Source organism: Psychrobacillus sp. FSL K6-4615, assembly GCF_038008225.1.
In the GTDB taxonomy this organism is placed as follows: domain Bacteria; phylum Bacillota; class Bacilli; order Bacillales_A; family Planococcaceae; genus Psychrobacillus; species Psychrobacillus psychrotolerans.
In genome coordinates this window covers 2,113,601-2,137,970 of the sequence record NZ_JBBOYQ010000001.1, presented here as the reverse complement: position 1 = coordinate 2,137,970, position 24,370 = coordinate 2,113,601, and the positions used below count along the sequence as shown (strand labels likewise).

Annotated in this window: 26 protein-coding genes and 1 pseudogene; 24 read left to right on the top strand and 3 right to left on the bottom strand. The window is 35.1% G+C overall.

The genetic code is table 11. The features are described 5' to 3' along the window. Positions 1–27: 27 nt before the first annotated feature. The 14 genes from rpsU to MKX53_RS10560 all read left to right on the top strand — a co-directional run bounded on the left by rpsU (position 28) and on the right by MKX53_RS10560 (position 11,940). Positions 28–201 (top strand): 30S ribosomal protein S21, encoded by a 174-nt coding sequence (gene rpsU / locus MKX53_RS10625; RefSeq protein ID WP_016426884.1) that lies wholly within the window; start codon positions 28–30, stop codon positions 199–201. Between the two features lie 313 nt (positions 202–514). Beyond that, a complete protein-coding gene (locus MKX53_RS10620) occupies positions 515–1,789 on the top strand; it encodes an NfeD family protein (RefSeq protein WP_340913323.1) in 1,275 nt (424 codons plus the stop codon). Then, entirely contained in the window at positions 1,786–2,784 is a 999-nt protein-coding gene (floA, locus tag MKX53_RS10615) for a flotillin-like protein FloA (RefSeq protein ID WP_093538501.1), read from the top strand. Before MKX53_RS10620 ends, floA begins: the two co-directional genes overlap by 4 nt. A 24-nt stretch (positions 2,785–2,808) precedes the next feature. Continuing rightward, the gene (locus MKX53_RS10610; protein ID WP_340911150.1) at positions 2,809–3,234 is read left to right on the top strand and encodes a hypothetical protein; all 426 of its coding nucleotides are present in this window, start codon (positions 2,809–2,811) and stop codon (positions 3,232–3,234) included. A 50-nt stretch (positions 3,235–3,284) separates the two neighbouring features. Then, positions 3,285–3,527, top strand: a complete 243-nt coding sequence (locus MKX53_RS10605) for a hypothetical protein (RefSeq protein WP_340911147.1) — start codon at positions 3,285–3,287, stop codon at positions 3,525–3,527. Further along, entirely contained in the window at positions 3,524–4,630 is a 1,107-nt protein-coding gene (locus tag MKX53_RS10600; protein ID WP_340830917.1) for a sporulation protein YqfD, read from the top strand. The genes MKX53_RS10605 and MKX53_RS10600 overlap by 4 nt, the downstream gene beginning before the upstream one ends. Continuing rightward, positions 4,627–5,580, top strand: coding sequence for a PhoH family protein (locus tag MKX53_RS10595; protein ID WP_093538505.1), 954 nt, complete (start codon positions 4,627–4,629; stop codon positions 5,578–5,580). Before MKX53_RS10600 ends, MKX53_RS10595 begins: the two co-directional genes overlap by 4 nt. Positions 5,581–5,709: 129 nt before the next feature. Further along, positions 5,710–7,815 carry an HD family phosphohydrolase gene (locus MKX53_RS10590; RefSeq protein ID WP_340911144.1) on the top strand — a complete coding sequence of 702 codons (2,106 nt, stop codon included), beginning with the start codon at positions 5,710–5,712 and terminating at the stop codon, positions 7,813–7,815. Positions 7,816–7,834: 19 nt separating this feature from the next. Beyond that, on the top strand, positions 7,835–8,320 hold the full coding sequence (gene ybeY / locus MKX53_RS10585; protein ID WP_340762738.1) for an rRNA maturation RNase YbeY: 486 nt from the start codon (positions 7,835–7,837) through the stop codon (positions 8,318–8,320). Beyond that, positions 8,307–8,672: a diacylglycerol kinase family protein gene (locus MKX53_RS10580; protein ID WP_093538508.1), complete on the top strand. Its 366-nt coding sequence runs from the start codon at positions 8,307–8,309 to the stop codon at positions 8,670–8,672. Before ybeY ends, MKX53_RS10580 begins: the two co-directional genes overlap by 14 nt. A 12-nt stretch (positions 8,673–8,684) precedes the next feature. Continuing rightward, positions 8,685–9,092, top strand: a complete 408-nt coding sequence (locus MKX53_RS10575; RefSeq protein WP_093538509.1) for a cytidine deaminase — start codon at positions 8,685–8,687, stop codon at positions 9,090–9,092. Further along, positions 9,079–9,999 (top strand): GTPase Era, encoded by a 921-nt coding sequence (era, locus tag MKX53_RS10570; RefSeq protein ID WP_093538510.1) that lies wholly within the window; start codon positions 9,079–9,081, stop codon positions 9,997–9,999. The genes MKX53_RS10575 and era overlap by 14 nt, the downstream gene beginning before the upstream one ends. Before the next feature lie 17 nt (positions 10,000–10,016). Beyond that, a complete protein-coding gene (gene recO, locus MKX53_RS10565; RefSeq protein WP_093538511.1) occupies positions 10,017–10,805 on the top strand; it encodes a DNA repair protein RecO in 789 nt (262 codons plus the stop codon). A gap of 202 nt (positions 10,806–11,007) precedes the next feature. Next, a complete protein-coding gene (locus MKX53_RS10560; RefSeq protein ID WP_340911141.1) occupies positions 11,008–11,940 on the top strand; it encodes an aminoglycoside phosphotransferase family protein in 933 nt (310 codons plus the stop codon). Between the two features lie 267 nt (positions 11,941–12,207). On the opposite strand, the gene MKX53_RS10555 is transcribed toward MKX53_RS10560, so the two are convergent. Further along, entirely contained in the window at positions 12,208–12,447 is a 240-nt protein-coding gene (locus MKX53_RS10555) for a hypothetical protein (protein ID WP_340911138.1), read from the bottom strand. Positions 12,448–13,044: 597 nt separating this feature from the next. Between MKX53_RS10555 and MKX53_RS10550 the strand changes: the two genes are divergently transcribed. The 3 genes from MKX53_RS10550 to MKX53_RS10540 all read left to right on the top strand — a co-directional run bounded on the left by MKX53_RS10550 (position 13,045) and on the right by MKX53_RS10540 (position 14,748). After that, positions 13,045–13,239 (top strand): GNAT family N-acetyltransferase, encoded by a 195-nt coding sequence (locus tag MKX53_RS10550; protein WP_340911135.1) that lies wholly within the window; start codon positions 13,045–13,047, stop codon positions 13,237–13,239. Beyond that, positions 13,240–13,662: a GNAT family N-acetyltransferase gene (locus tag MKX53_RS10545; RefSeq protein ID WP_340911133.1), complete on the top strand. Its 423-nt coding sequence runs from the start codon at positions 13,240–13,242 to the stop codon at positions 13,660–13,662. Positions 13,663–13,794: 132 nt separating this feature from the next. Further along, positions 13,795–14,748 carry a GNAT family N-acetyltransferase gene (locus MKX53_RS10540; RefSeq protein WP_340911131.1) on the top strand — a complete coding sequence of 318 codons (954 nt, stop codon included), beginning with the start codon at positions 13,795–13,797 and terminating at the stop codon, positions 14,746–14,748. A gap of 172 nt (positions 14,749–14,920) precedes the next feature. On the opposite strand, the gene MKX53_RS10535 is transcribed toward MKX53_RS10540, so the two are convergent. Beyond that, positions 14,921–16,303, bottom strand: a complete 1,383-nt coding sequence (locus tag MKX53_RS10535; protein WP_340911129.1) for a glycine--tRNA ligase — start codon at positions 16,301–16,303, stop codon at positions 14,921–14,923. Positions 16,304–16,702: 399 nt separating this feature from the next. Then, positions 16,703–16,852 (bottom strand): annotated as a pseudogene (locus MKX53_RS19720) (DUF2568 domain-containing protein); the annotation flags it as partial. 214 nt (positions 16,853–17,066) lie between these two features. On the opposite strand from MKX53_RS19720, the gene MKX53_RS10530 reads away from it, so the two are divergent. The 7 genes from MKX53_RS10530 (at position 17,067) to MKX53_RS10500 (ending at position 24,302) form a co-directional block, all read left to right on the top strand. Continuing rightward, positions 17,067–17,270 (top strand): YqaE/Pmp3 family membrane protein, encoded by a 204-nt coding sequence (locus MKX53_RS10530; RefSeq protein WP_340769596.1) that lies wholly within the window; start codon positions 17,067–17,069, stop codon positions 17,268–17,270. 410 nt (positions 17,271–17,680) lie between these two features. Next, a complete protein-coding gene (locus tag MKX53_RS10525; protein ID WP_175496337.1) occupies positions 17,681–18,319 on the top strand; it encodes a helix-turn-helix transcriptional regulator in 639 nt (212 codons plus the stop codon). 11 nt (positions 18,320–18,330) lie between these two features. Next, on the top strand, positions 18,331–19,140 hold the full coding sequence (locus MKX53_RS10520) for a pyruvate, water dikinase regulatory protein (protein WP_093538518.1): 810 nt from the start codon (positions 18,331–18,333) through the stop codon (positions 19,138–19,140). A 217-nt stretch (positions 19,141–19,357) separates the two neighbouring features. Beyond that, the gene (gene dnaG / locus MKX53_RS10515; protein ID WP_340769595.1) at positions 19,358–21,187 is read left to right on the top strand and encodes a DNA primase; all 1,830 of its coding nucleotides are present in this window, start codon (positions 19,358–19,360) and stop codon (positions 21,185–21,187) included. A 29-nt stretch (positions 21,188–21,216) separates the two neighbouring features. Next, the gene (rpoD, locus tag MKX53_RS10510; RefSeq protein WP_093538519.1) at positions 21,217–22,341 is read left to right on the top strand and encodes an RNA polymerase sigma factor RpoD; all 1,125 of its coding nucleotides are present in this window, start codon (positions 21,217–21,219) and stop codon (positions 22,339–22,341) included. A gap of 84 nt (positions 22,342–22,425) precedes the next feature. Further along, positions 22,426–22,983 (top strand): hypothetical protein, encoded by a 558-nt coding sequence (locus tag MKX53_RS10505; RefSeq protein WP_340911126.1) that lies wholly within the window; start codon positions 22,426–22,428, stop codon positions 22,981–22,983. A 179-nt stretch (positions 22,984–23,162) separates the two neighbouring features. After that, on the top strand, positions 23,163–24,302 hold the full coding sequence (locus MKX53_RS10500; protein ID WP_340762696.1) for an acyl-CoA dehydrogenase: 1,140 nt from the start codon (positions 23,163–23,165) through the stop codon (positions 24,300–24,302). The last annotated feature ends 68 nt before the right edge of the window (positions 24,303–24,370 follow it).

Genomic DNA, 24,370 nt, shown 5'->3' with positions numbered 1-24,370 from the left:
CGTGTGTTCGGAGGGAGGGAAAAAGAGATGTCAAAAACTGTCGTTCGTAAAAACGAATCGCTTGAAGATGCTCTTCGCCGCTTCAAACGTACTGTATCTAAAAGTGGTACAATTCAAGAGGTTAGAAAGCGCGAGTTTTATGAAAAACCAAGCGTAAAGCGTAAAAAGAAATCTGAAGCTGCCCGTAAACGTAAATTCTAATTTACTTTATTTACTAAGCTTCGAAGCTATGGTTTCTAAAACCTGAGCGGAAACGTAAAAAGAAATCAGAAGCTGCACGTTAACGTAAGTGGTATTTATTCCCAACCATCCCTACGTTCAAAACACGTACTTTATGATTAAAATTTACAATTATGTAAACCGAGAAAATTTATTTTCTCGGTTTATTTTTATTTTATGAAACTTTTTGAAAGTTCATCCGTAAATAGGAGTATACATATAGAAGAAAGGAGGTTAAGTGGTGAAATTGACTCGCTATGTCGTTTCTCTTTGTTTATTAGTCTTATCATTTGGAATGATGATTCCTATTATAACAGCACAAACTACAGAAGTTTATAAAGTACCAGTATACGATGAAGTAGAAAAAGGATTATATGCTTTTCTGAAACGTTCAATCCATGAAGCAGAAGAGGCTGGAGCAGAGGCAATTATTTTTGAGATTAATACACCTGGAGGTTTTGTAGATTCGGCAGAAGATATTGCTAATTTATTGGATTCCACATCGATTCGTAAAATTGCGTATATTAACTCTGAAGCATTATCAGCAGGTGCTTATTTAGCACTTCATACAGATGAAATTTATATGTCCCCTAGCGGAACAATCGGTGCAGCAGCAGTCATTGAAAGTAGTGGAAACACTGCAGGTGAAAAAGCAAATAGTGCATGGAAAGCGAAGATGAAAAACGCTGCTGAGTTAACCGATAAAGATCCTATATATGCTCAAGCTATGGCAGATGATACCGTAGACTTACCTGAATATAGAGCCCCTGTCGGTAAGTTATTGACACTTTCTTCAGCGGAAGCATTAGAAGTAGGCTATTCAAAAGCAACCGTTAGTTCATTTGATGAATTACTTGAAGTTACTAAGCTTTCTGGAGCGAAAATAATTGAAACAGAAGAGACCTTTATGGAATCGCTTGCACGTTTTATAACCAATCCAATTATCGTTCCAATCCTGTTATCAATTGCAAGTTTAGGTTTAATCGTCGAATTGTATTCGCCAGGTTTTGGTGTCGCTGGTACAATGGGGTTAATTTCGTTAGTTCTGTTCTTTTTCGGACATTTAGTTGCAGGTCTTGCTGGCTATGAAACAATCATTATTTTTGTGATTGGTGTTTTACTTATTGTCGCGGAGTTCTTCCTGCCCGGAGGAATTAGTGGTATATTAGGGGCGGCAGCTATTATTATAAGTATAGTATTAGCTGGTGGCGATATTGAGCAAATGATTATCGCCGTTATAATTGCATTAACAGTAGCTATAGTGGGAATGGTGATTATTATGAAATTCTTTGGTAGGGAATTAAAAGTGTTAAATAAAGTAATCTTGTCGGATGCGACTACAACTGAAAAAGGATATGTTTCCAATAAAAATAGAGTGGAACTTGTCGGAAAATTTGCAGTGACAATGACACCACTTAGACCTTCGGGAACTATACGTATCGATAATGAAAGAATTGACGCAGTTTCAGATGGTAGTTTTATCGGAAAAGATAAATATGTTAAAATTATTAAAGTGGAAGGCTCTCGTATCGTCGTTCGAGAAGCAGTAGAAGGGGAGGTAACAGAATGATTACAGGCTCAACAGTTACTTTAATCATCGTTATAGTATTAGCATTTGTAGTACTATCAGTATTTTTCACATTTTTCCCAATTACGTTATGGATTTCTGCACTAGCAGCAGGAGTAAAAATTAGTATCTTTACATTAGTAGGGATGAGGTTACGTCGTGTTATTCCTTCACGTATTGTTAACCCATTGATCAAAGCTCATAAAGCGGGTCTTGAAGTTTCTATCAATCAGCTGGAAAGTCATTACCTTGCTGGAGGTAACGTAGACCGTGTGGTTAACGCTTTAATAGCGGCACATCGTGCAAACATTGAACTAACATTTGAAAGAGCTGCAGCGATTGATTTAGCTGGTCGTGACGTATTGGAAGCAGTGCAAATGTCCGTAAATCCAAAAGTTATTGAAACACCATTTATCGCAGGTGTGGCAATGAACGGTATCGAAGTTAAAGCAAAAGCGCGTATTACGGTTCGTGCCAATATTGACCGTCTAGTCGGTGGTGCTGGTGAAGAAACAATCGTAGCTCGTGTTGGTGAAGGGATTATTTCAACAATTGGTTCTAGTGTAAGTCATGAACGCGTACTTGAAAATCCAGATTTAATCTCTCAAACTGTTTTAGCAAAAGGATTAGATTCTGGTACTGCCTTCGAAATTCTATCGATTGATATTGCGGACGTTGATATAGGTAAGAACATTGGTGCAGAACTACAAACAGAGCAAGCAGAGGCAGATAAGAAAATTGCCCAAGCAAAAGCTGAGGAACGTCGTGCAATGGCTGTAGCATCTGAACAAGAGATGAAAGCAAAAGTTGTAGAGATGCGTTCGAAAGTAGTAGAAGCGGAAGCTGCTGTTCCATTAGCAATGGCTGAAGCGCTACGTGAAGGTAATATTGGTGTGATGGATTACATGAATTACAATAATATTAAAGCTGATACTGGTATGAGAGATTCTATTAGTAAAGTTGGCGGAGAAAAACCTTCTACTGACGAGCTAAAATAATATAGCAGAAAGGAGGCAATCTCCTTGGAAGCCTTTATTCCTATAATCATCGCATTACTTTTTAGTGTTTTCTTTAATAAAAAGAAAGAACCAGACAAAAAGACGGTTGAAAAACCTGTAAATAGCACTCCTTCACGTAAAACTGTTTCAGAAAATCCTTTTAAAGAATTAGGTGATTTTGCTAAACAGTTTACGAATGAACGACAGCAGGAGAAAAAAACAAAACCTCCTGTCGTAAGAGAAGTGCCTGTAGTGGAGAAAATGGAGCGAGAGGTTAAGCGAAATCAAGGAGTGGCAAGAACTTCTGGTAGATTGAGTACTCATAAGGAAAGTGCCCCTCTACGTCCAGAAACTACTCCAGTAAACTCTATGCTGCCTAGCAGTGAGGACGAATTGATCAGAGCAATTATTTTTTCCGAAATACTTGCTCCACCAAAATCTAAAAGATAACTCATGAACACCCCTTTACATGCATAAATTCATGTAAAGGGGTGTTTTTTGTGAAGCAGTTATTTCCACTCCATGCGAGTATTATGTTAGAAAATTTTGATGATATTGTATTGGATTATGAATTTTCCTTAATACGGTTAAAAGAAAATAGTTTAGTCTGTTCCTATGACCATTTTCTTTTAGAAATTCATGCCGAAAAGTTGCACATAAAATCGATGTCTAGTGATAAGTTGCATCTACATGTGCAAAATCTTCAGTTCTTTAATATAACTAGGAAGGAAAAAACGGTATGAAGCGTCTTATCAAAATTCAAGCACCAATTTCTACAGATCAGTTTACGCTTTATAAGGCTTTAAAGGAACAAAATATTGAAGTTTATCGGCTTCATACAAACGATACTCATATAAACTTTTCTATTCAAGCAAAAGATTTGAATGCGTTTAGGAAATTAAGAAAAAAACTGAAGATGCCTATTAAATTAGAAGATGAACTAAAAGAAAGTACCATCTCTTTTTATTCATGGTCCATAATGGGAGTTTTCTTCTTTATCGTAATTCCAATTATATTTGCCCAATTTATATGGACCGTTCATATTGAGTCGGATTCACCGGAAAGTAATATTCTACTAACTGAGCAGTTAAAAGAGATGGGTATTAAAGAGAGAATGTTTGCCTCAAAGTTGCCGTCAGAGCAAGAGATACGCCAAAATATTTTATTAAAACATAAAGAGTATTCATGGGTTCACTTTTCAAAATCCGGGTCTATATTTACGGTAGCTCCAATGTTGGCGCCACCTCAAACAGCAAAAGAGCTAAAGGATGCACCTGCTGTAAATCTTGTAGCCAAGAGAAGTGGAGTCATTACAGATTTTATCTTAACAAAAGGGGTGAGAGCTGTTGAAAAGAACATCTCTGTAAAAAAAGGAGATGTCTTAGTTAATGGTTTTGTCACCCAAGGAAACAAAAGGATTTTAACAAGTGCAGAAGGAAAGGTATACGCTAGCTATTGGGTAGAGCTATCATTTGAACTGCCAACGCAAGTTGCTGTTACTAATCCGAACTCAAAAGAATTGATCATCCAGAAAAAGGTAGACAATAAACAGAAGTTTTGGAAAGAAATACAGTTGCCCGCTTTCATCCAGAAATACGTTCAGGCAGGTTATGTACAAAAGAATCACCATATAACTTATTCACTAACGGAACAGTCCATAGAACACCTCATAAGACCATTACTTTTTCAAAAAATTATGAAAGAATTACCTACAGGAACTCAATTATTAGAAGATAAAGTTTTACAGGTATCAATACAAGATGATAAAGTAAAAGGGAAGATACTTTTACTGATAAATGAAAATATTGCAATACCACATGTTATACCCCAAGGAGACGAATCATGAGCGAAACTAAACAATTAGATATTAATTTGCAAGATCCAGCAGAAGCGGTAATGCTGCTTGGCATCTCGGATAAAAATGTAAAACTTATTGAAGCGGAGCTAAAAGTTCAACTTATTACTAGAGGTGAACAAATTCAGATTATTGGTGAAGAAAAGAATGTAGAAGATGCTAGACAGCTTATGATTCAACTATTAGCAGTCATTCGAAAAGGGATCAATATCAATTTGCGTGATGTATCTTCCGCAATAGAAATGAGCTTGAACGGCACGATTGAGTATTTTTCAAGTTTATATGACGAAGAAATAGCACGAAATACAAAAGGTAAAGCGATTAGAGCAAAAACAATAGGGCAACGGGAATATATCCAAGGAATTAGACATACAGATCTTACTTTCGGAATTGGGCCTGCAGGTACTGGTAAAACGTATTTAGCGGTAGTAATGGCTACACAAGCACTTAAAAATGCTCATGTAAAAAAAATCATTTTAACACGCCCAGCAGTCGAAGCAGGAGAAAGCCTAGGATTCCTACCCGGAGACTTAAAAGAGAAGGTAGACCCTTATTTACGGCCGTTATACGATGCGCTCCATGATGTATTAGGAACAGAACAAACGGATCGACTTATGGAGCGAGGTACAATTGAAATTGCACCTTTAGCCTATATGCGAGGTCGTACATTAGATGACGCATTTGTTATTTTAGATGAAGCACAGAATACGACAAAAGCTCAAATGAAGATGTTCTTAACACGTCTGGGATTTGGTTCTAAAATGGTAATCACTGGTGATAAAACACAAATTGACTTACCAAAAGGTGCAGAATCTGGTTTAATCGTTACAGAAAAAATATTGAAAAATGTGGCGGGAATTCATTTCCAATATTTGGAGCAAGGGGATGTAGTACGTCATCCGTTAGTTGCTAAAATTATACAAGCATATGAAGAACTATAATATCCAATTCTTAAAAGAAGCAATTGTCTATGTTTAGACGGTTGCTTCTTTGTTATTTGGGAAACATTAGTGAATTGTGAAAAAAATAAGGTATAATGGAATAACTAGTTGGTGGGGGGATGAGAAGAAATGAAAAAAATCCTTATAAAGTGGAGAGAATGGAAAAATAGTAGGTATCTCCCTTTCATCGTTACTTTTATAACAGCGATTTGTTTGTTCTTTTTACTCATTGGAAATGTAAAGGAAAGTAAATATGATTTTGAATTATTCCAGCTTTCACCTGATACAATCAGAGCAGTTAAAACTATGGAAGACTCGGAAAAAACAGAGCAAGAACGTAAAAGAACAGAGCTAGAAGTCCCAGCTGTTTATCAATTTCAAGATGAAACGGCTGCTAACCAGGCTGCTATAGTTAAATCTATTTTTGATAGTGTTTTACACGTAAAAGAAAATGCAAAGCCCGAAGAAGATACCCCAGTAACTTTAGTAGGAAAACTGAAAAAAGATATGGAAGAGCTGGCAGAGAATGCGAGTTATGTTCCACTTAACGATGAAATGTTAGCTACATTAATTAACCAAAATAATATTATTTTAGAAGATTCAAAAACAAAATTATCGGAACTAGTAGAGAAGAACTTAAGTGAACCAATTAGACTGGAGAATATATCTATTTCCAGAGAAAAAATTGGTCAGCAAGTAAATAACATTTTTTTATATTCACAGGATTATAGAAATGTGCTCATTAATATTGCAAAAACCTCTATTGTACCAACGGAAGTAGAAAATGAGATTTTAACACAAGAACGAATAGAACAGGCGAAAGCAAGTGTTGAACCTACTCGTATACTTCAAGGACAAATTCTCGTTCAAAAGGGTGAAATTATTGATCGAGATGTTTATCGACAGTTGGAATTGCTTGGCATGCTTACGAATAAGGCATCCTATAAGCCATATCTTGGAGTAGCTATATTTGTTGCACTCACCATGTGGGTATTATTTGGACAAACAATCAGTAAAAGGAAAAAAACGATAAACAATTCAAAAAATTTAATTGTAGTTGCCTTCAGTGTTATTTTATCTGTACTAATGATGAAGGTAATTCAATCTGTTGCATCTAATTTTGATGTAATTATTGCGTTTTTAATCCCTACTGCAATGGTTGCAATGCTAGTTTATTTATTGGTCGATGAACGTGCAGCGTATATTTCCAATTTTGTATCAGCTGCATATGCAGGTATTATCTTTCAAGAAGGCTATACACTCGTATTTCAAATGGAAGCTTCTTTATACATATTATTTGGGGGCGTTGCAGGAATTTTCGCCATGCAAAGGATGCAAACTAATTCTCAAATATTGCGCTCTAGTCTCATCGTATCTTCTGTGAATATTGTCTTTATTATATTTTATTTGTTAATGACGAAGGCTTCATATGAAATTACGGATATATTATTTTACATCGGAGCAGCTCTTGCTTCAGGGATATTATCTGGGGCAATGACTATTGGGATATTACCTTTTTTTGAATCATTCTTTGGTATTTTATCTTCCATGAGACTCATAGAATTATCAAATCCCAATCATCCTTTGTTAAAGAAAATTTTAACCGAGACACCTGGTACATATCATCATAGTTTAATGGTGGCCAATTTAGCAGAAGCTGCTTGCGAAGTAGTTGGGGCAAACGGTTTATTGGCACGCGTTGGCTGTTACTATCATGATATTGGTAAAACAAACAGGCCAGGATTTTTCATCGAAAATCAAGTCAATGGTTATAATCCTCATGATTCTTTATCTCCAGAAGCGAGTAGAGATATTATTATTGCACATGCAGTGGATGGTGCGAAGATTTTGAGGAAACATAAATTACCGAAAGAAATTGTAGATGTAGCGGCGCAACATCATGGTACAAGCCTATTGAAATTCTTTTATTTTAAAGAGAAAGAGATTAATGATAAAGTGGAAGAAGACGAATACCGTTATCCAGGTCCAAAACCGCAAACAAAAGAAATTGCCATCATATCGGTTGCAGATAGCGTAGAAGCAGCTGTTCGCTCGATGAAAGAGCCAAATGCTGATAAAATTAAAAAATTGATACAGTCTATTATTAAAGAAAAAATACTAGACGGGCAATTCGATGAATGTGATCTATCACTAAAGGAAATAAAGAAAATGGAAGAAAGTTTTTGTACTACCATGAATGGAACATTTCACTCTCGAATTGAATATCCAAAATAATTTATGAGGAGCCAAAAATATGCTAGAACTAGATTTAATGGATGAAACGAATTCTATACCCGAAGAAACATTAGCTCTTGTAGGGAAAGTATTACAATCTGCTGGAGAACAACTTTCTGTAAAAGAGGGCAGTGAGGTTAGTGTAACCTTCGTAACGAATGAGGCAATTCAAGAAATTAATAAAACGTATCGCAACAAAGATATGGCAACAGATGTAATCTCCTTTGCAATGGAAGAGATGGGAGAAGGGGAAGTTGAAATTATAAATGCAGATATTCCAACCCTTTTAGGGGATATTATCATATCTGTCCAACGTGCAACGGAACAAGCAGAAACTTATCAACACTCATTTGAGCGAGAGCTGTGTTTCTTGGCCGTTCATGGCTTCTTACATTTATTAGGTTATGATCATGGGACTGAACAGCAAGAAAAAGAGATGTTTGGACTACAGGAATCTATATTACAAGCTTTTGGGTTAAAACGTGAAGGCCATGAACCCTCGTAAATTTTTTCGGTCGTTTATCTATGCTGCTAATGGAATTTATCACGTAGTTAAAAGTGAACAAAACTTTCGTTTTCATTTACTAGCAGCAATAGTTGTTGTAATAGCAGCAGCGGCAACTGGTCTATCTGCATTTGAGTGGATAATCATTGTGATTTCGATTTTTGGCATGTTCATGATAGAATTAGTAAATGCGTCCATAGAACGTGTCGTCGACTTGGTGACGCCGGAATTACACCCACTAGCTAAACAAGCAAAAGACTTAGCTGCTGGAGCCTGCTTAATATATGCTATTTGTACTGTAATTGTTGGTTTAATCATATTTATCCCGAAATGGTCGGGAATCATATTATAGAGGTGAATTATTTTGAATAAAGAAATGTTATTAAAAGCGTCCATAACAGCAAGAGAAACAGCGTATGTTCCATACTCAAAATTTCAAGTAGGGGCAGCACTTTTAACAAGAGATGGAGAAGTATTCCTTGGTTGTAATATTGAAAATGCATCGTTTGGATTAACAAATTGCGCAGAGCGGACTGCCATCTTTAAGGCCGTGTCAGAAGGAAAAAAAGAATTTTCTGCAATTGCTATTTCAGGCGATACAGAAGGACCTATTTCTCCTTGTGGAGCATGCAGACAAGTTATAGCTGAATTTTGTGATCCAGATATGCCTGTTTACTTAACAAATTTAAAAGGAAATGTATCGGAAACGACGGTAGCAGAATTATTACCTGGAGCCTTTAAAACGGAGGACATGGATTATGCTGCAAAATAATGAGAATTATAAATCAGGATTTATATCAATAATAGGAAGACCAAATGTAGGGAAATCTACATTTTTAAATCGAGTAATTGGGCAAAAAATAGCGATAATGAGTGACAAACCCCAAACAACTAGAAACAAAGTACAAGGTGTGCTTACCTTAGAAAACAGTCAAATGATTTTCATCGACACACCAGGAATTCATATTCCGAAACACAAACTTGGCGATTTTATGCTTAAAGTTGCCAAAAATACTCTTCGTGAAGTAGATGTAATTATATTCATGGTTAACGCAGTAGAACCAAGAGGCAAAATTGATGAGTATATAATGGAAATGTTAGAAAATAACGAAACCCCTGTATTCCTTGTGATCAATAAAATTGACCAGGTTCATCCTGAAAAATTAGTAGATATAATTGAGTCCTATACAAAGAAATATAATTTCGCGGAAGTTCTACCAATTTCTGCTCTTCAAGGTAATAATGTGGAGAAATTACTAGAAACGATTCAATCCTATTTACCACAAGGACCACAATACTACCCGGCTGACCAAGTAACAGATCACCCAGAAAGGTTTATTATTTCTGAACTAATCCGTGAAAAAGTTTTGCATTTGACGAGAGAAGAAATTCCACATTCAATTGCGGTTGTAATTGATAAAATCAAAAAAGAAGAAGATACCGAAAAAGATATGATTCGTGTTTCTGCAACAATTATAGTAGAACGAGATTCCCAAAAAGGAATTGTCATCGGTAAAAAAGGTGCTTTACTGAAAGAAGTTGGAACAAGAGCACGTAAGGATATCGAAATGTTGTTAGGAACAAATGTTTACTTAGAATTATGGGTTAAAGTACAAAAAGATTGGCGCAATAAATCAGCGCATTTGAAAGATTATGGTTTTAGAGACGATGAGTACTAAGAAAGAAGGGAAGGCAATTGCTACAAAAAGTAGAGGGTATTGTCTTACGAACTTCTCCTTATGGCGAATCGAATAAAATCGTTACCATTTTTTCACGTGAATTAGGGAAGAGAGCAGCGATGGCTCGAGGGGCAAAAAAACCAACGAGTCGTTTAGCTTCGATCTCACAGCCTTTTACGTACGGCTATTTTCTGATTCAGCAAGGAAAAGGAATGGGTACTTTGCAGCAAGGTGAAATTATTGACTCGATGCGGTCTATTCGAGAAGATATTTTTACTACAGCGTATGCAAGTTTTATAATGGAGTTAGTAGATAAATTAATCGATGATGAGGCACCAAAGCCACAGCTATTTGATATTTTGCAGCAAGCGTTACATGCAATCTCAGAAGAGTATGATCCAGAGGCGATAAGTTTGTTTGTGGAATGGAAGCTTCTCCCGACAGCTGGTATTTATCCAACGCTTCATCAATGTACCAATTGTGGTGCAACAGATGGGGAGTTTGCTTTTTCTTTTTCTCAAATCGGATTTCTTTGTCATCGTTGTTTTTCCATTGACCCATATATAATTAGACTTTCTCCATCCCAAGTGAAGCTTATCCGAACTTTCTATACAGTTCCTATCGATCAAGTAGGGAAGTTAACACTAAAAAAAGAAACGAAGGGCTTTATCAAAAAGATTGTGCGCACTATTTATAGTGAACAGGTCGGAATTCGATTAAAGTCCCAACACTTCTTGGATCAAATGGAGAAAACCCCAGAGTTTTTCACACCTAAAAAAGAAAAACCAAGTCCCGAAGAAGAGTAATTCTTTGGACTTGGTTTTTTTATTGGCTATTTTAATACTATGCTTCACACAGAGAGTTGTGAACTTATATTGAGTTGTGGAGTTAATGCATATACAAAAGAAGAGGTTTAATTAAGAATGTGAAACGATGTACTTAAACTAACGAGTGTTTTACTTCAAGAGGAAGCAAAATCATTTTTAAAAGAAAATATAGAGGTGTTAGATGACAAAATTTAATGCGAAATCAATAATATTGGACAAATTCAGTATTTCTAAATCAGATTATTTAGGTTCAGGCATGGAAGCCGAGGTTTATGCTTATGACGATAATAAAGTTGTGAAATTGTATAATGATATGTCTGATTCAAATAAGCAAAGAATTCTAAAAGGTTTTTACTCCAAGATTGATTCAAGTTCTTTGAGCTATGAGCTTCCCTTTATTTACGATACCTTTGAGGAAAACGGCATATTAGTAACTATTGAAAAACGAATTGAAGGTAATAATTTACAAAGTATGCTCTCAAAGATGAATTATATAGAACAAAATAATATGATGGAAACTTATCTTAATACAAATATTGAATTGAAATCTGTGAAAATAAAACCTAATCTCGAAGGATACATCCTATTCAATGATCAGCAGATTTCATCATTAAATATAAATAGTTGGTTTGATTTATTGAAAGAAGAAATTTTTCGAAAACAAAAGGAACTGGAGTCTTATTTAAAAAGAGATGTTGTGAATTATAGTGCAAAAGTAAAACAATTAGTAGGAATTTTGTCATTAGGGTATGAAGGTGAATATTCTTTAATTCACGGAGATTTTTATCCTGGGAACGTAATGATTAATGAGAGTGGGAAGGTTACAGGATTAATTGATTTTGGATTAATGACAATGTACGGGGACAACTTATTTGATATAGCAATAGGATGGGTATGTTTTGATATGTATAATGAGTTGAATGCAAATATATATGAGAGATATCTAAACATAATTATTTCAACACTAGGTGAAGATGTTAGAAAGAGATTATATTTCTATGTTCTAATATATAGCTATATATCTGCCAATCTTTATTCTCATAATTGCGAAGACGGTCATTATCAATGGTGTGTTACAAATTTAAATAATAAAAATTATTGGGAAGTTCTATAAGAAACGAAAAACTAACTATATCCTTAAAATAATCAATTAGTAGCAAAGATTATAACTGGAATACCTTCAATGTTTGTAGCGAAAATCCCTCTATTCGCTTAATCAGATTCAAACGATGCCTATGCTTTTGAAGCAAAAGGATTAATGCCAACTTAATAGAATTACAGACATAGGCTATTTTCACTAACGCCGCTGTTTAGTTGAAGACGAGAATGGGAGTTCTGTGTCGCATTTTACTTATAATGCGACATAAAAAAGGAAATAGACTTAAACGTCTATTTCCTTTTGCATCTCTTTCAATTTTGCTTTATGTTTAGCTTTAGGAATTGCGTAATATTGCTCAAATCGGCACAGCTTGCAAGAACAGTGAACTTTTCCTTTGCTTAATGTACCGCGTATAGGCAAGTACTCGTCTTCCAATTGAAAGACAGTGTGTAAAATCGACAACTTTTTTTGAATGATTCGCTCTCGCTGGTGGCGAGTATAGGCTTTGGTACGGTTTTTCATGTGAATCAGCTCCCTTGAGAAACCCGAGCTTGCAAGGAGCATCAAGGAATGTAGCGGTACTCCCTACAAGCTCGGTATGCTGATCAACTTGTATAAAATATTCATGGCAAAATTCCTTTCAATATGTACTAAATGATAGTACCATAGAATGAAAGAAAACACATTTAGCAAGTTGGTTAATAAGCAGTACGGCCAAAAGGTAATAAAAGAGAAGGTCTTATTCCACTTATGGATGTTTTAGTTCAAGAAGGATTAAAGCCTCTGTTGAAAAATTAGCTATAGTGATACATGAGGTCTTCGATAAAATGTTATTGGTGAGTGAAAAACCTTCGATTAATAATTGTTATCCAAGTGCATTAAAAATTTGGAACAAAATTAACAGCAGTGAATTTCCAAATGTAAAAAAACGACACAACAAATAAAAACGACATTAAATATTGTTAAGCTAACGGGTGCTTTACTTCAAGAAGGAGTGAAGCACTTTTCTTATTAAACTAACGCGAAATTTTAGTTGAGGAAGGAATCGTTAAAATTTTGTTGAAATAGAAGTATAAAGGAAATAGAGGAAATTTTGTTTTAATTAAGGAGTGAACCTACTTGAGTCAGTTAGTGTCTATAGAACCACCTGTCTTAGAGAGTGATAGCATCATAATCAGACCTTTACAACAAGAGGATGCAAGATATTTATTTTCTATTAGCTACCCTGAAGTTTGGACATATATGTTCGGTGAAATTAAAACGGAAATTGAAATGGAAAAACATGTGTCAAAAAAAATTAAACTTCGCAATTAAATGAAAGCATTACCGTTTGTTGTTGTTTTAAGAGAAACTAATGAAATTATTGGAACCACAAGTATTTACGAAATTAACCTAAGTCAGAAGTCATGTGAAATAGGTGCAACTTGGTATGCGAGTAAATTTTTAAGGACTTTTGTCAATTCTGAGTGTAAGTACCTATTACTAAATTTTTGTTTTGAGGAATTAAAGATGATAAGAGTACAATTTAAAACAGATGAGAGAAATGTCCGTTCTCAAAAAGCTATCGAACGTTTAGGAGCTATTAAAGAAGGTATTTTAAGAAAAGAAAGAATTCTTGAAAACGGATATATTAGAAATGCAGTAGTATACTCAATTACAGATGATGATTGGGGAAAAGTAAAACAAGTGATATTAGAAAAAAAGCATGAGAACAACATTGTGAAAGAATGCACATAAACTAACGAGTGCTTTACTTCAAGATGAGGTAAAGGCTTTTTTCTTATTGAACCAACGAGGCAGTTTAGTTGAAGAAAAAAATGCCACTATCTCATGGTAATATAAGGATAAATACAAAGGGGGAATACTTAAATGTCACTTATAACCATTGCAAAAGCAACCATTACGGATGCTGAAAAACTAACAGAAATTAAGAAAAGGACTTTTGATGAAGAATTGAAAAAGTGGCTTCCAAATCAAGAAAATGTAGTTGATTACAATATTCAGCCACCAGGATATTCTTCTATTGAGATGACTAAGTATATGATTAGAGAATTGGAGTACTTTAAAATCTTGCGTGGTAAAGAAATTGTAGGTGGAATAATAATAACTATTTCTGGTGCGAGTTACGGAAGAATTGACCGTATTTTCATTGACCCTAACTACCAAGGTAATGGAATCGGTTCAAGGGCAATAAATTTAACAGAGAATGAGTTTCCTAATGTTAGAACTTGGGACCTTGAAACGTCAGGTAGACAAATTAACAACCATTACTTTTATGAAAAAATGGGCTATAGAACAACCTTTGAAACCGAAGAGGAATATGGTTTTCTAAAGCAAATAGAAACTTCATCGGAAATAGAAAACTTAGTTAAAAATAAAAACATTTCAAGTACCCAATACGAGAATTGCGAAATGGCAACAACGGAGTTTTATGGTGTCAATTTAGAAGGAAGTTCATTCAGTAACAGCAATGTAATGAATAGTCATATAAGCAATTGTAATCTCAGCCACTCAAAGTTCCAAAATTTAAATCTTAGAAATTCACTGTATGCCGATTTAAATCTTTCTAACAGTGAAATGATATTCGTCACTTTAGGTGGAGTTAATTTTATTGATACAAACCTTGGAGATGAAAGTTTGCCAATCACATTTGAAAGATGTGATCTTGAAGGAAGTAAATTTAGTAACAGTAATCTAAGAAATGTAGAAATACAAAATAGTGATTTGTCTGGTATGAAAATAGATGATGTTCCAGTAGAAGAGCTTATTGATGCTTACAATCAATTGAATAAAAATAATCAAAAGAGTATCAGAGAATTTTAAATTTATCCTCTGAACATACAGTTATAGGCCCTTTTGATATTAACAAAGAACAAATAGAACTTTCGCAAAAATTCATGAAGTATGCTCTTATCTTCTGTTAATAAAAACGCAAGAATAATGGTTTAACTTGATAACCATCATTCTTGCGTTATTAATTTTAATAAAGTTTCACTTAGAACTGTAAGTGATCTTCGATATATGCTTTTACATCGGCCATTGGCATTCTTGTTTGTTCCATCGAATCTCGGTGGCGGACAGTTACTTGGCCATCTGTTTCTGAATCGAAGTCATATGTGATACAGAAAGGTGTTCCAATTTCATCTTGACGGCGGTAACGTTTACCGATAGATTGGGATTCATCAAAATCTACCATGAAATGTCTACTTAAGTCTGAGAATAGAGCAGTTGCACCTTCAGACAGTTTTTTAGACAGTGGTAAAATTGCTGCTTTGATCGGTGCTAAAGCAGGGTGGAAGCGTAATACTGTACGAATATCTCCACCTTCTAATTCTTCCTCATCAAATGCTTCACATAGGAATGCCAATGTTACACGGTCAGCTCCTAAAGATGGTTCGATGCAATAAGGTACATAGCGTTCGTTCGTAATTGGGTCAATATAATTGAAATCTTCCCCAGAATGCTCCATATGTTGTTTTAGATCAAAGTCAGTACGATCTGCAATACCCCATAGTTCACCCCAACCGAATGGGAATTTATACTCGATATCTGTTGTTGCGTTTGAATAATGAGAAAGTTCGTCTTCTGAATGATCACGTAAACGGATGCTATCCTCAGACACTCCAAGGTTTAACAACCAGTCCTTACAATAGGTACGCCAAAATTCAAACCATTCCATATCTTCGCCTGGTTTACAGAAGAATTCTAATTCCATTTGTTCGAATTCTCTTGTGCGGAACGTGAAGTTACCTGGTGTAATTTCGTTACGGAAACTTTTACCTACTTGTGCAATACCGAAAGGCATTTTTTTACGCATAGAGCGTTGCACGTTTTTATAATTTACAAATATACCTTGTGCTGTTTCAGGACGTAAGAAGATTTCATTAGTAGAAGCTTCTGTTACACCTTGGAACGTTTTGAACATCAAGTTAAATTGGCGGATTTCTGTGTAATCAAAAGCACCACAGGATGGACAAACTACATTGTGCTCTTTCATGATTTCTTCCATTTTCTCGAATGAAAGTCCGTCAATTACCATCTCAATACCTTTTTTGTCTAAAGCATCTTCAATAATTTTATCAACGCGGTGACGTGACTTACACTTTTTGCAATCAATCATAGGATCATTGAAGTTACCAATATGACCAGATGCTACCCAAGTTTTTGGATTCATCAAAATTGCTGCGTCTAAACCTACGTTATAAGGTGATTCTTGAACAAATTTTTTCCACCAAGCTTTTTTGATGTTATTTTTTAGTTCCACTCCAAGGGGACCATAATCCCAAGTATTTGCTAGACCGCCATAAATTTCAGATCCAGGAAATACAAAACCTCTTTGTTTTGCTAAACTAACTACGTTTTCCATTGTAATTGTCATTTAAAAACCTCCATTAATTTTTTCTTTTAACCCGGAACACAAAAAAACTCGTCTCCGGGCAAAAATGCCCGGGGACGAGTTTATAACCCGCGGTTCCACCCCGATTGATTGCTAAAAAACAATCCACTTTAAAAGCATAAGCTCCGAGCTGCCGTTTTCCTACAATGTGGTCTTTCACTATCTCCACTCGCTTTGGTGTAGTACTTATTAATGCTCTTCAACGCTTTATTATTTGTAGCTATTGTATCACGAGCCACTTTACTTCGCAATCACTTAGAAAGTTGTTTTAAAAAAGTGCAACATACCTTTGAACCAAACTACATAGAGAGAATAGACAAACAACAAAGTGATAAGGATTTGTTGGCTTGTCTCCTGGGTGACAAAATAGCTTCATTGATCCTATAAGTCTATTAGAAAACGATTTATTAACCCGGTCGTTGCGTAAATAATTGTTAAAGTTGGTTTACCTGAAAAGACTAATGCTAATGCAGCTAAACCAAATATTAATAGTTCTTGTAATAGTCGATGAAATCCTTTGAAAGGTATTGGAGCTGCAGGGGATTATTTTAACTAATCATTAGAAGTATAAAAATGAGACTTTTAAGGTAGGTGACCATGTTAGTTTTATTTTACGGGAATTAAGTAATAATCCTTAAAATAAGATGGTAAATATAGGATCTATTATGATTGTCTTCCCAATCTTGTTGATACCATAGTGCTCCATATTGTATGATATTAGTAATACAAAAGAAGGGACGAATCAATGTTATATTTACTAGCTATCTTTTTACCACCAGTTGCAGTATTGCTTGTAGGTAAACCATTCCAAGCATTTATTAATTTCTTATTATGTTTTTTAATTTGGATTCCTGCTGTCATTCACGCTATCTTAGTGGTTAATGAACACAAAGCGAACAAAAGAATGGTCAAGCAAGCAAAATTAATAAGCAATGCAAACAAACAATAGTTACTTAAAGTCATGCCTAATAAGGTATGGCTTTTAATTATGTCTAAATTAAGGAGGGTAGGTTATCTATACACCTTATGTCATAATGTTCTAAGACTGGAGATAAATAAATGTGACATACTAGGTAGCTACAGTAGCAAGATAATGTAGAATTATAAAAGATGAAAACCACCAACCAGGATAATGGAAGGTGGTTTATTTTAAATTAAAAGGGTGGTATATTGAACATGTTTTTGTACTTACGCCTGTTAAGATTATGTTTTTTATTCCCCCAAAAATTCTCACAAATAAGGATAAGCACAAATATGACTTAATTCCTTGAAACATTGGTATATCTAGGATTCTTAATTTTGATTGTAGGGTTTCAATATGCTACAATACTTTAGTATTAAGTATAACACTTTGAGGCGGTGAATCCAATCGAACTCAACAAACGGCAAAATGAGATTTTGGACATAGTAAAAGGAAACGGTCCTATCACTGGCGAACAAATCGCGGAGCGACTTAGCTTAACTAGATCCACTTTACGTCCAGATTTAGCTATATTAACGATGGCAGGCTTTCTTGATGCTCGACCACGTGTGGGATACTTTTATTCTGGCAAAAAAACAAGCCAAGCAATTTCAGACAATATAGCTCAAATGATGGTGAAGGATTTTCAATCAATTCCTGCAGTTGTTGATGAAAGTATGACGGTGTATGATGCTATATGCCATATGTTTTTAGAGGATGTAGGGTCATTATTTGTACTAGATAAAAATTCAATGCTTTCAGGAGTTCTTTCCAGAAAAGACTTTTTACGAACAAGTATTGGTAACCATGATTTGAACAAAATCCCAGTACATATGATTATGACAAGAATGCCTAATATAACATATTGTTTGAAAGAGGATACACTTTTTGAAGTGGCCAAGAAGTTAATGAATCGTCAAATTGATTCTTTACCTGTTGTAAAAGAAGGAAAAGAAGGGTTAGAAGTAATTGGTAGAATTACAAAAACTAATATTACTCGTGCCTTTTTATCATTAGCCGATGACCATGATCTATAAGGAGTGAAACGATGAAAATGCTAAACCTGTTTATAGTCTCGGATTCAATTGGAGAAACGGGCGAACTAGTAGCAAAAGCGGCAGTAAGTCAGTTTAGACCTGGTCTACAGCATACTAAATTTAAGCGATTTACTCATATTGATTCTTTAGACCATATTAAAGAAATTACAGAACTTGCTAAAGAGCAAGGTGCTATAATCTTGTATACACTGGTACAAACTAAAATGCGTCAAGCATTAGTAGAATACTGTAACTTATATAATTTGGAATCTGTAGATTTAATAGGACCGGTTATTAATCTATTTGAAAAAGAATTAAATGAAAAACCATTTGAAGAGCCTGGTTTAGTAAGAAAGTTAGATGAAGACTATTTCAAAAAAATTGAAGCCATTGAATTTGCAGTTAAGTATGATGATGGAAGAGATCCCCGTGGCTTACTCCAAGCTGATATCATTCTAATAGGGGTTTCGAGAACTTCTAAAACACCATTATCGCAATACCTCGCAAACAAAAGATTCAAAGTGGCGAATGTTCCACTCGTCCCAGAAGTAGAGCCACCAGAGCAACTTTTCCAAGTAGATCCAGCTAAATGTGTGGGTTTGGTAATCACACCAGAAAAATTAAATTCTATTAGAAAAGAAAGACTGAAAGCAATTGGTTTAAATGATGATGCAAGTTATGCTAAAATAGAGAGAATCAACGAGGAAATTCTTCACTTCGAGAAAATAGCTAAAAAAATAGGCTGTAAAGTTATTGATGTGACGAATAGAGCTGTTGAAGAGACTGCTAATTTAGTAATAAATCATATTCAACAAAAATAATTTAGGAATTTTTAAACCGATTCACGTTTGTGAAAAGGTTTTTTCTATTGTTTATCGAATAAATAAAGAATAGATTAATAATCTAAAATGTTTTATAATAGTAGTTTGTGGAAAAATAGCTATTAAGAGATATTTTATATGTTTTTTTTGTCGATTCTTGCAGGATTTTTCTTTCCTTTCACGAATTATTAAAGGAGCAAGTAAAGATGGTGAAAAAGTGTCGGGTCGTATAGAAGAAGAGGTAATCGAACAAGTTAGGAATAACAATGATATTGTCGACGTCATAAGTGAATATGTTCAACTTACAAAAAGAGGTCGAAACTATTTCGGTTTATGCCCTTTTCATGGTGAACAGACACCATCTTTTTCAGTAACACAGGAAAAGCAAATTTTTCACTGCTTTGGTTGTGGTGCTGGTGGAAATGTAATTACATTTTTAATGGATATTGAAAATCTTTCCTTTCACGATGCGGTTAGTAAACTTGGTAGTCGAATTGGTATGACTATTGAAGAACGTTCTTCTGGTGATACAGAGTCAAAAGCGCCTGTTTCTAAAGAGGTTACTCTGATGAAAAAAGCACATGAGTTTGCAAGTGATTATTATCATCATTTACTACTTCATACAGAGGAAGGAGAAAATGCATTACTTTACCTGGAGGAAAGAGGGTTTTCTAAAGAGATTATCGAAAAGTATAAAATAGGGTGGTCCCTACCGAAATGGGATGCTTTAACTACGTTACTTGAACGTAAAGGTATGGATTTACAAGAAATTGAGAAAACTGGGCTCATTATCCGAAAAGAAAATGAATTAAAGTATTTCGATCGATTTCGTGGAAGAATTATGTTCCCAGTTTTTGATGAAACTGGGCATGTTATCGCTTTTTCCGGTAGAATACTCGAAAAGCATGAGAATGAAGCTAAATATATGAATAGTCCTGAATCTCCGATATTCCAAAAAAGCCATGTGCTTTATAACTTGGACAAAGCAAGATTAGATATTCGAAAACAACGTAATGTAATTGTTTTTGAAGGTTTTCTCGATGTAATTGCTGCCTCTAAAGCAGGTATTGAGAACGGTATTGCAACTATGGGTACCGCTTTGACGTCATCTCATATAACAAAACTAAATAGACTTACCTCTCATGTTACGTTGTGTTTTGATGGGGACCGAGCAGGTATGGAAGCTGCTAAAAAAGCTTCTACTGCTTTACAGGCCCAACAAATACAAACGGAGATTGCAATTATTCCGGATGCAATGGATCCGGATGATTACATTAAAAACTATGGGGAAGAAGCATTTAGAACAAAGATTATTGAAAAACCACATTCTTATTTATCATTTATGATGATTGTTTCAAAAAGGGACAAAAATTTTAATAATGAAAATGATACTTTACAGTATATCCAAGAGATATTGGAAATACTGAGTGATAGAAGTTCTTCAGTTGAACGTGATTTGTATATACGTCAGCTTTCACAAGAAACGAATGTATCAGAAGAAGCAATTTATCAACACCTACGCAAAATTCAAGGAAAAAAAGCAAAACAATCTAAACAGGAATCTTCTATCCCTATAACAATTAAACCAGAAATGACGAAGATAAAGAAAGCAATATCCGCAGATGAAAGAGCTGAGCGGATATTATTATCACATATGCTTCATAATCCTAGTGTAATTGACATAGCAAGAAGAGACTTGGAAGATCAATGTTTTATCAGAGATGCCTATGAAGTAGTATTTGTTCGTTTAACTGGGTTTTATGAAGAGTATCCAGATGGAGATTATCAACGTTTTTTAGAAGTATTAAACGATGCTGAGTTAAGAAAAATAGTAATGGAAGCAGCGCTCTCAGAACGTGATCCAGAGCATGAAACAGAGGAAGTCATGGACTGTTTGCGCCATATACGAAAATACCGGATTGAACTGCGTATTAAACGTAAGTTACATGAAGCGAAAGAAGCAGAAAAAATGAGTGATATTTCAAAGGCTTTAGAACTCGCTCAAGAAGCAATACAGTTGAAAAAGTCTTTGAAAACTTTAGAGTAACTATCCGGTAGCAAAAGGAGGAATTTCTTATGGCGGACAAGTCCGAACGCACAAAAGAAACAGAAATTGAATTATCTTTAGAAGAGGCAAAAAAACAATTAATCGAATTAGGTAAAAAAAATGGTGAACTAACGTACCATGATATTGCAGAAAAATTAGCTCATTTTGAGCTTGAATCTGATCAAATTGAAGAATTTATCGATAATCTTGAAGGTAGAAATATCGAACTTAGCCGCAAAGATGGTGATGAGGAAGATTTGGATCGTTTAATGAAAGGGAAAGAAGAGACTTTCGACTTAAATGATTTGAGTGTTCCACCAGGTGTCAAAATCAATGACCCCGTTCGTATGTACCTGAAGGAAATTGGACGAGTAGACCTACTAAAAGCTTCGGAAGAGATCGCTTTAGCTGAGCGTATCGAACAAGGTGATGAAGAAGCAAGAAAACGTTTAGCAGAAGCTAACCTTCGTCTAGTAGTAAGTATCGCGAAACGTTATGTTGGACGTGGCATGCTATTCTTAGACCTTATTCAAGAAGGTAATATGGGACTTATTAAAGCTGTTGAAAAGTTTGACCATCGTAAAGGATTCAAATTTAGTACGTATGCAACTTGGTGGATTCGTCAAGCGATCACACGTGCAATTGCAGACCAAGCAAGAACAATTCGTATTCCAGTGCATATGGTCGAAACAATTAATAAATTAATACGTGTTCAACGTCAATTATTGCAAGATTTAGGTCGTGAACCTTCTCCAGAAGAGATCGGGGAAGAAATGGACTTACCAGCAGAAAAAGTTCGTGAAATTCTGAAGATTGCCCAGGAACCAGTTTCCTTAGAAACACCTATTGGGGAAGAGGATGATTCTCACTTAGGAGACTTCATAGAAGATGCAGATGCACAATCACCATCTGATCATGCCGCTTATGAACTTCTTAAAGAGCAATTGGAAGACGTTTTAGATACGTTGACTGACAGAGAAGAAAATGTATTACGTTTACGTTTCGGTCTTGATGACGGACGTACGAGAACACTTGAAGAAGTTGGTAAAGTTTTTGGAGTTACTCGTGAGCGTATTCGTCAAATTGAGGCAAAAGCATTACGCAAACTACGTCACCCTTCTAGAAGCAAGCGTCTGAAAGACTTTTTAGAATAGAATGAAGACATCCACTGCGGATGTCTTTTTCAACATTCTATGAATCTGATAATACTGGTTTACCAGATGAAAAGAGGACTAACAATGTCACTTCAGCGTAAACAAATAATAATGAATGAAATTTCATTTTGGAAAAAAAACAAGCTGCTGCCGGAGCATTATTGTGATTTCCTTCTCACTTTATACGCTCAAGGTGAAAATCAGGAAGAAGAGCAAACGGAGAATCCGTCGAAAGCAGTACTAGCAAAAAACCAAAAATATAAAGTTATATTGTATGTAGTAGTTGGTTTGTTGACTGCAATCTTGTTAGCGAGCTTATTTGTGATGACAACTGCTGTTTTTATACCTATTATTCTTGTGGCAGTTGCAATTCTTTCTTTTTTATACATAGCTATTAAACTAGTAAAAAATAAATCTTTAATGGCACCCCTGCTGTTCGTATTTTCCGCGCTTTTGCTGTTAGGTTTATCTTTTAAAGTATGGGACATATATTTTGTTGAGGAACCTTTAGTGTTAATCGGATTAATCTTCGGAAATTGTCTATTATGGCTGTTTTCCGGTTTAATGATGAAGTTAGTATATTTTAGTATTTCCGGAGTTTTAGGAGTTTTATTAATAATTGGATATTATATATTCATGTAAATGGAATTGAATAACAAAATATAGAGTGCCAACTATCATTTTTATGAAAGATAGTTGGTATTTTTTATGCCTAAAAATATTTACACCTAATAACCCAAATTATAATATATCTTTGAATTTCTTATATTTTTAGTATAATAGAAATGTAAGCGTTTTTATTTACAAAGGGGATGAAAGAAATGAATTTTGATTTAACACAGGAGCATAAAATGATCCGCAAAACTATTCGTGAGTTTTCGGATGAGGTTGTAGCGCCAGGAGCGATTGAGCGCGATAAAACGAAAGCTTTTCCAAAAGAAATCTTTAAACAGTTAGCCGACATGGGGATGATGGGCTTACCGTTTTCAGAAGAGTATGGCGGAGCAGGTGCAGATACAGTTAGTTTTGCAATCGTGACAGAAGAGTTGAGTAGAGCATGTGCTTCTACAGGAATCACTTATTCTGCACATATATCGCTTGGTGGAGCTCCACTTAATCTATTTGGTACAGAAGAGCAAAAACAAAAATATTTGGTTCCAGTATGTACAGGCGAATCCTTTGGGGCTTTTGGTTTAACGGAACCTAATGCAGGATCAGATGCAGGCGGTACACAGACAACGGCTAAAGAAGATGGCGATGATTATGTTATTAATGGAAACAAAGCTTTTATAACGAATGCTAGCTATGCAAAACACCTAGCATTAACAGCAATTACGGATATCAAAGATGGTAAAAAAGAAATTTCTGCAATAATTGTGCCTACGGATGCAGAAGGCTTCTCTGTAATTGATAATTACGAGAAGATGGGTCTAAATGCATCTAATACAACTGAGCTAGTATTGGAAAATGTAAGAGTACCAAAGGAAAACCTACTAGGGGAGAAAGGGCAAGGATTCAAGCAATTCCTTGTAACTCTTGATGGTGGCCGAATTGGTATTGGAGCAATGGCAGTTGGAATTGCACAAGCAGCTTTCGACAGAGCGCTACGTTATTCTAAAGAGCGTAAGCAATTTGGAAAAACACTTTCCGAGTTTCAGGTAACGCAATTTAAATTGGCAGATATGGCGATGAAAATTGAGCTAGCACGTACAATGGTCCATAAAGCGGCATGGTTGAAAGATCAAGGACGAGCTTTTGGGAAAGAAGCTTCTATGTGTAAACTATATGCATCCGAAATAGCAATGGAAGTAGCGGATCAAGCTATTCAAATACATGGTGGATATGGCTATATGAAAGAGTACGAAGTAGAGCGCTATATGCGAGATGCTAAATTACTAGAAATTGGTGAAGGAACTTCTGAAGTACAAAGAATGGTAATTGCTCGACATATTGGGTGTTGATAGTAGAAAATGAGCTAAGATTATGTCTAAAATGTCACAATCTAAGAAAACTTCTCTCCTAAGACTTT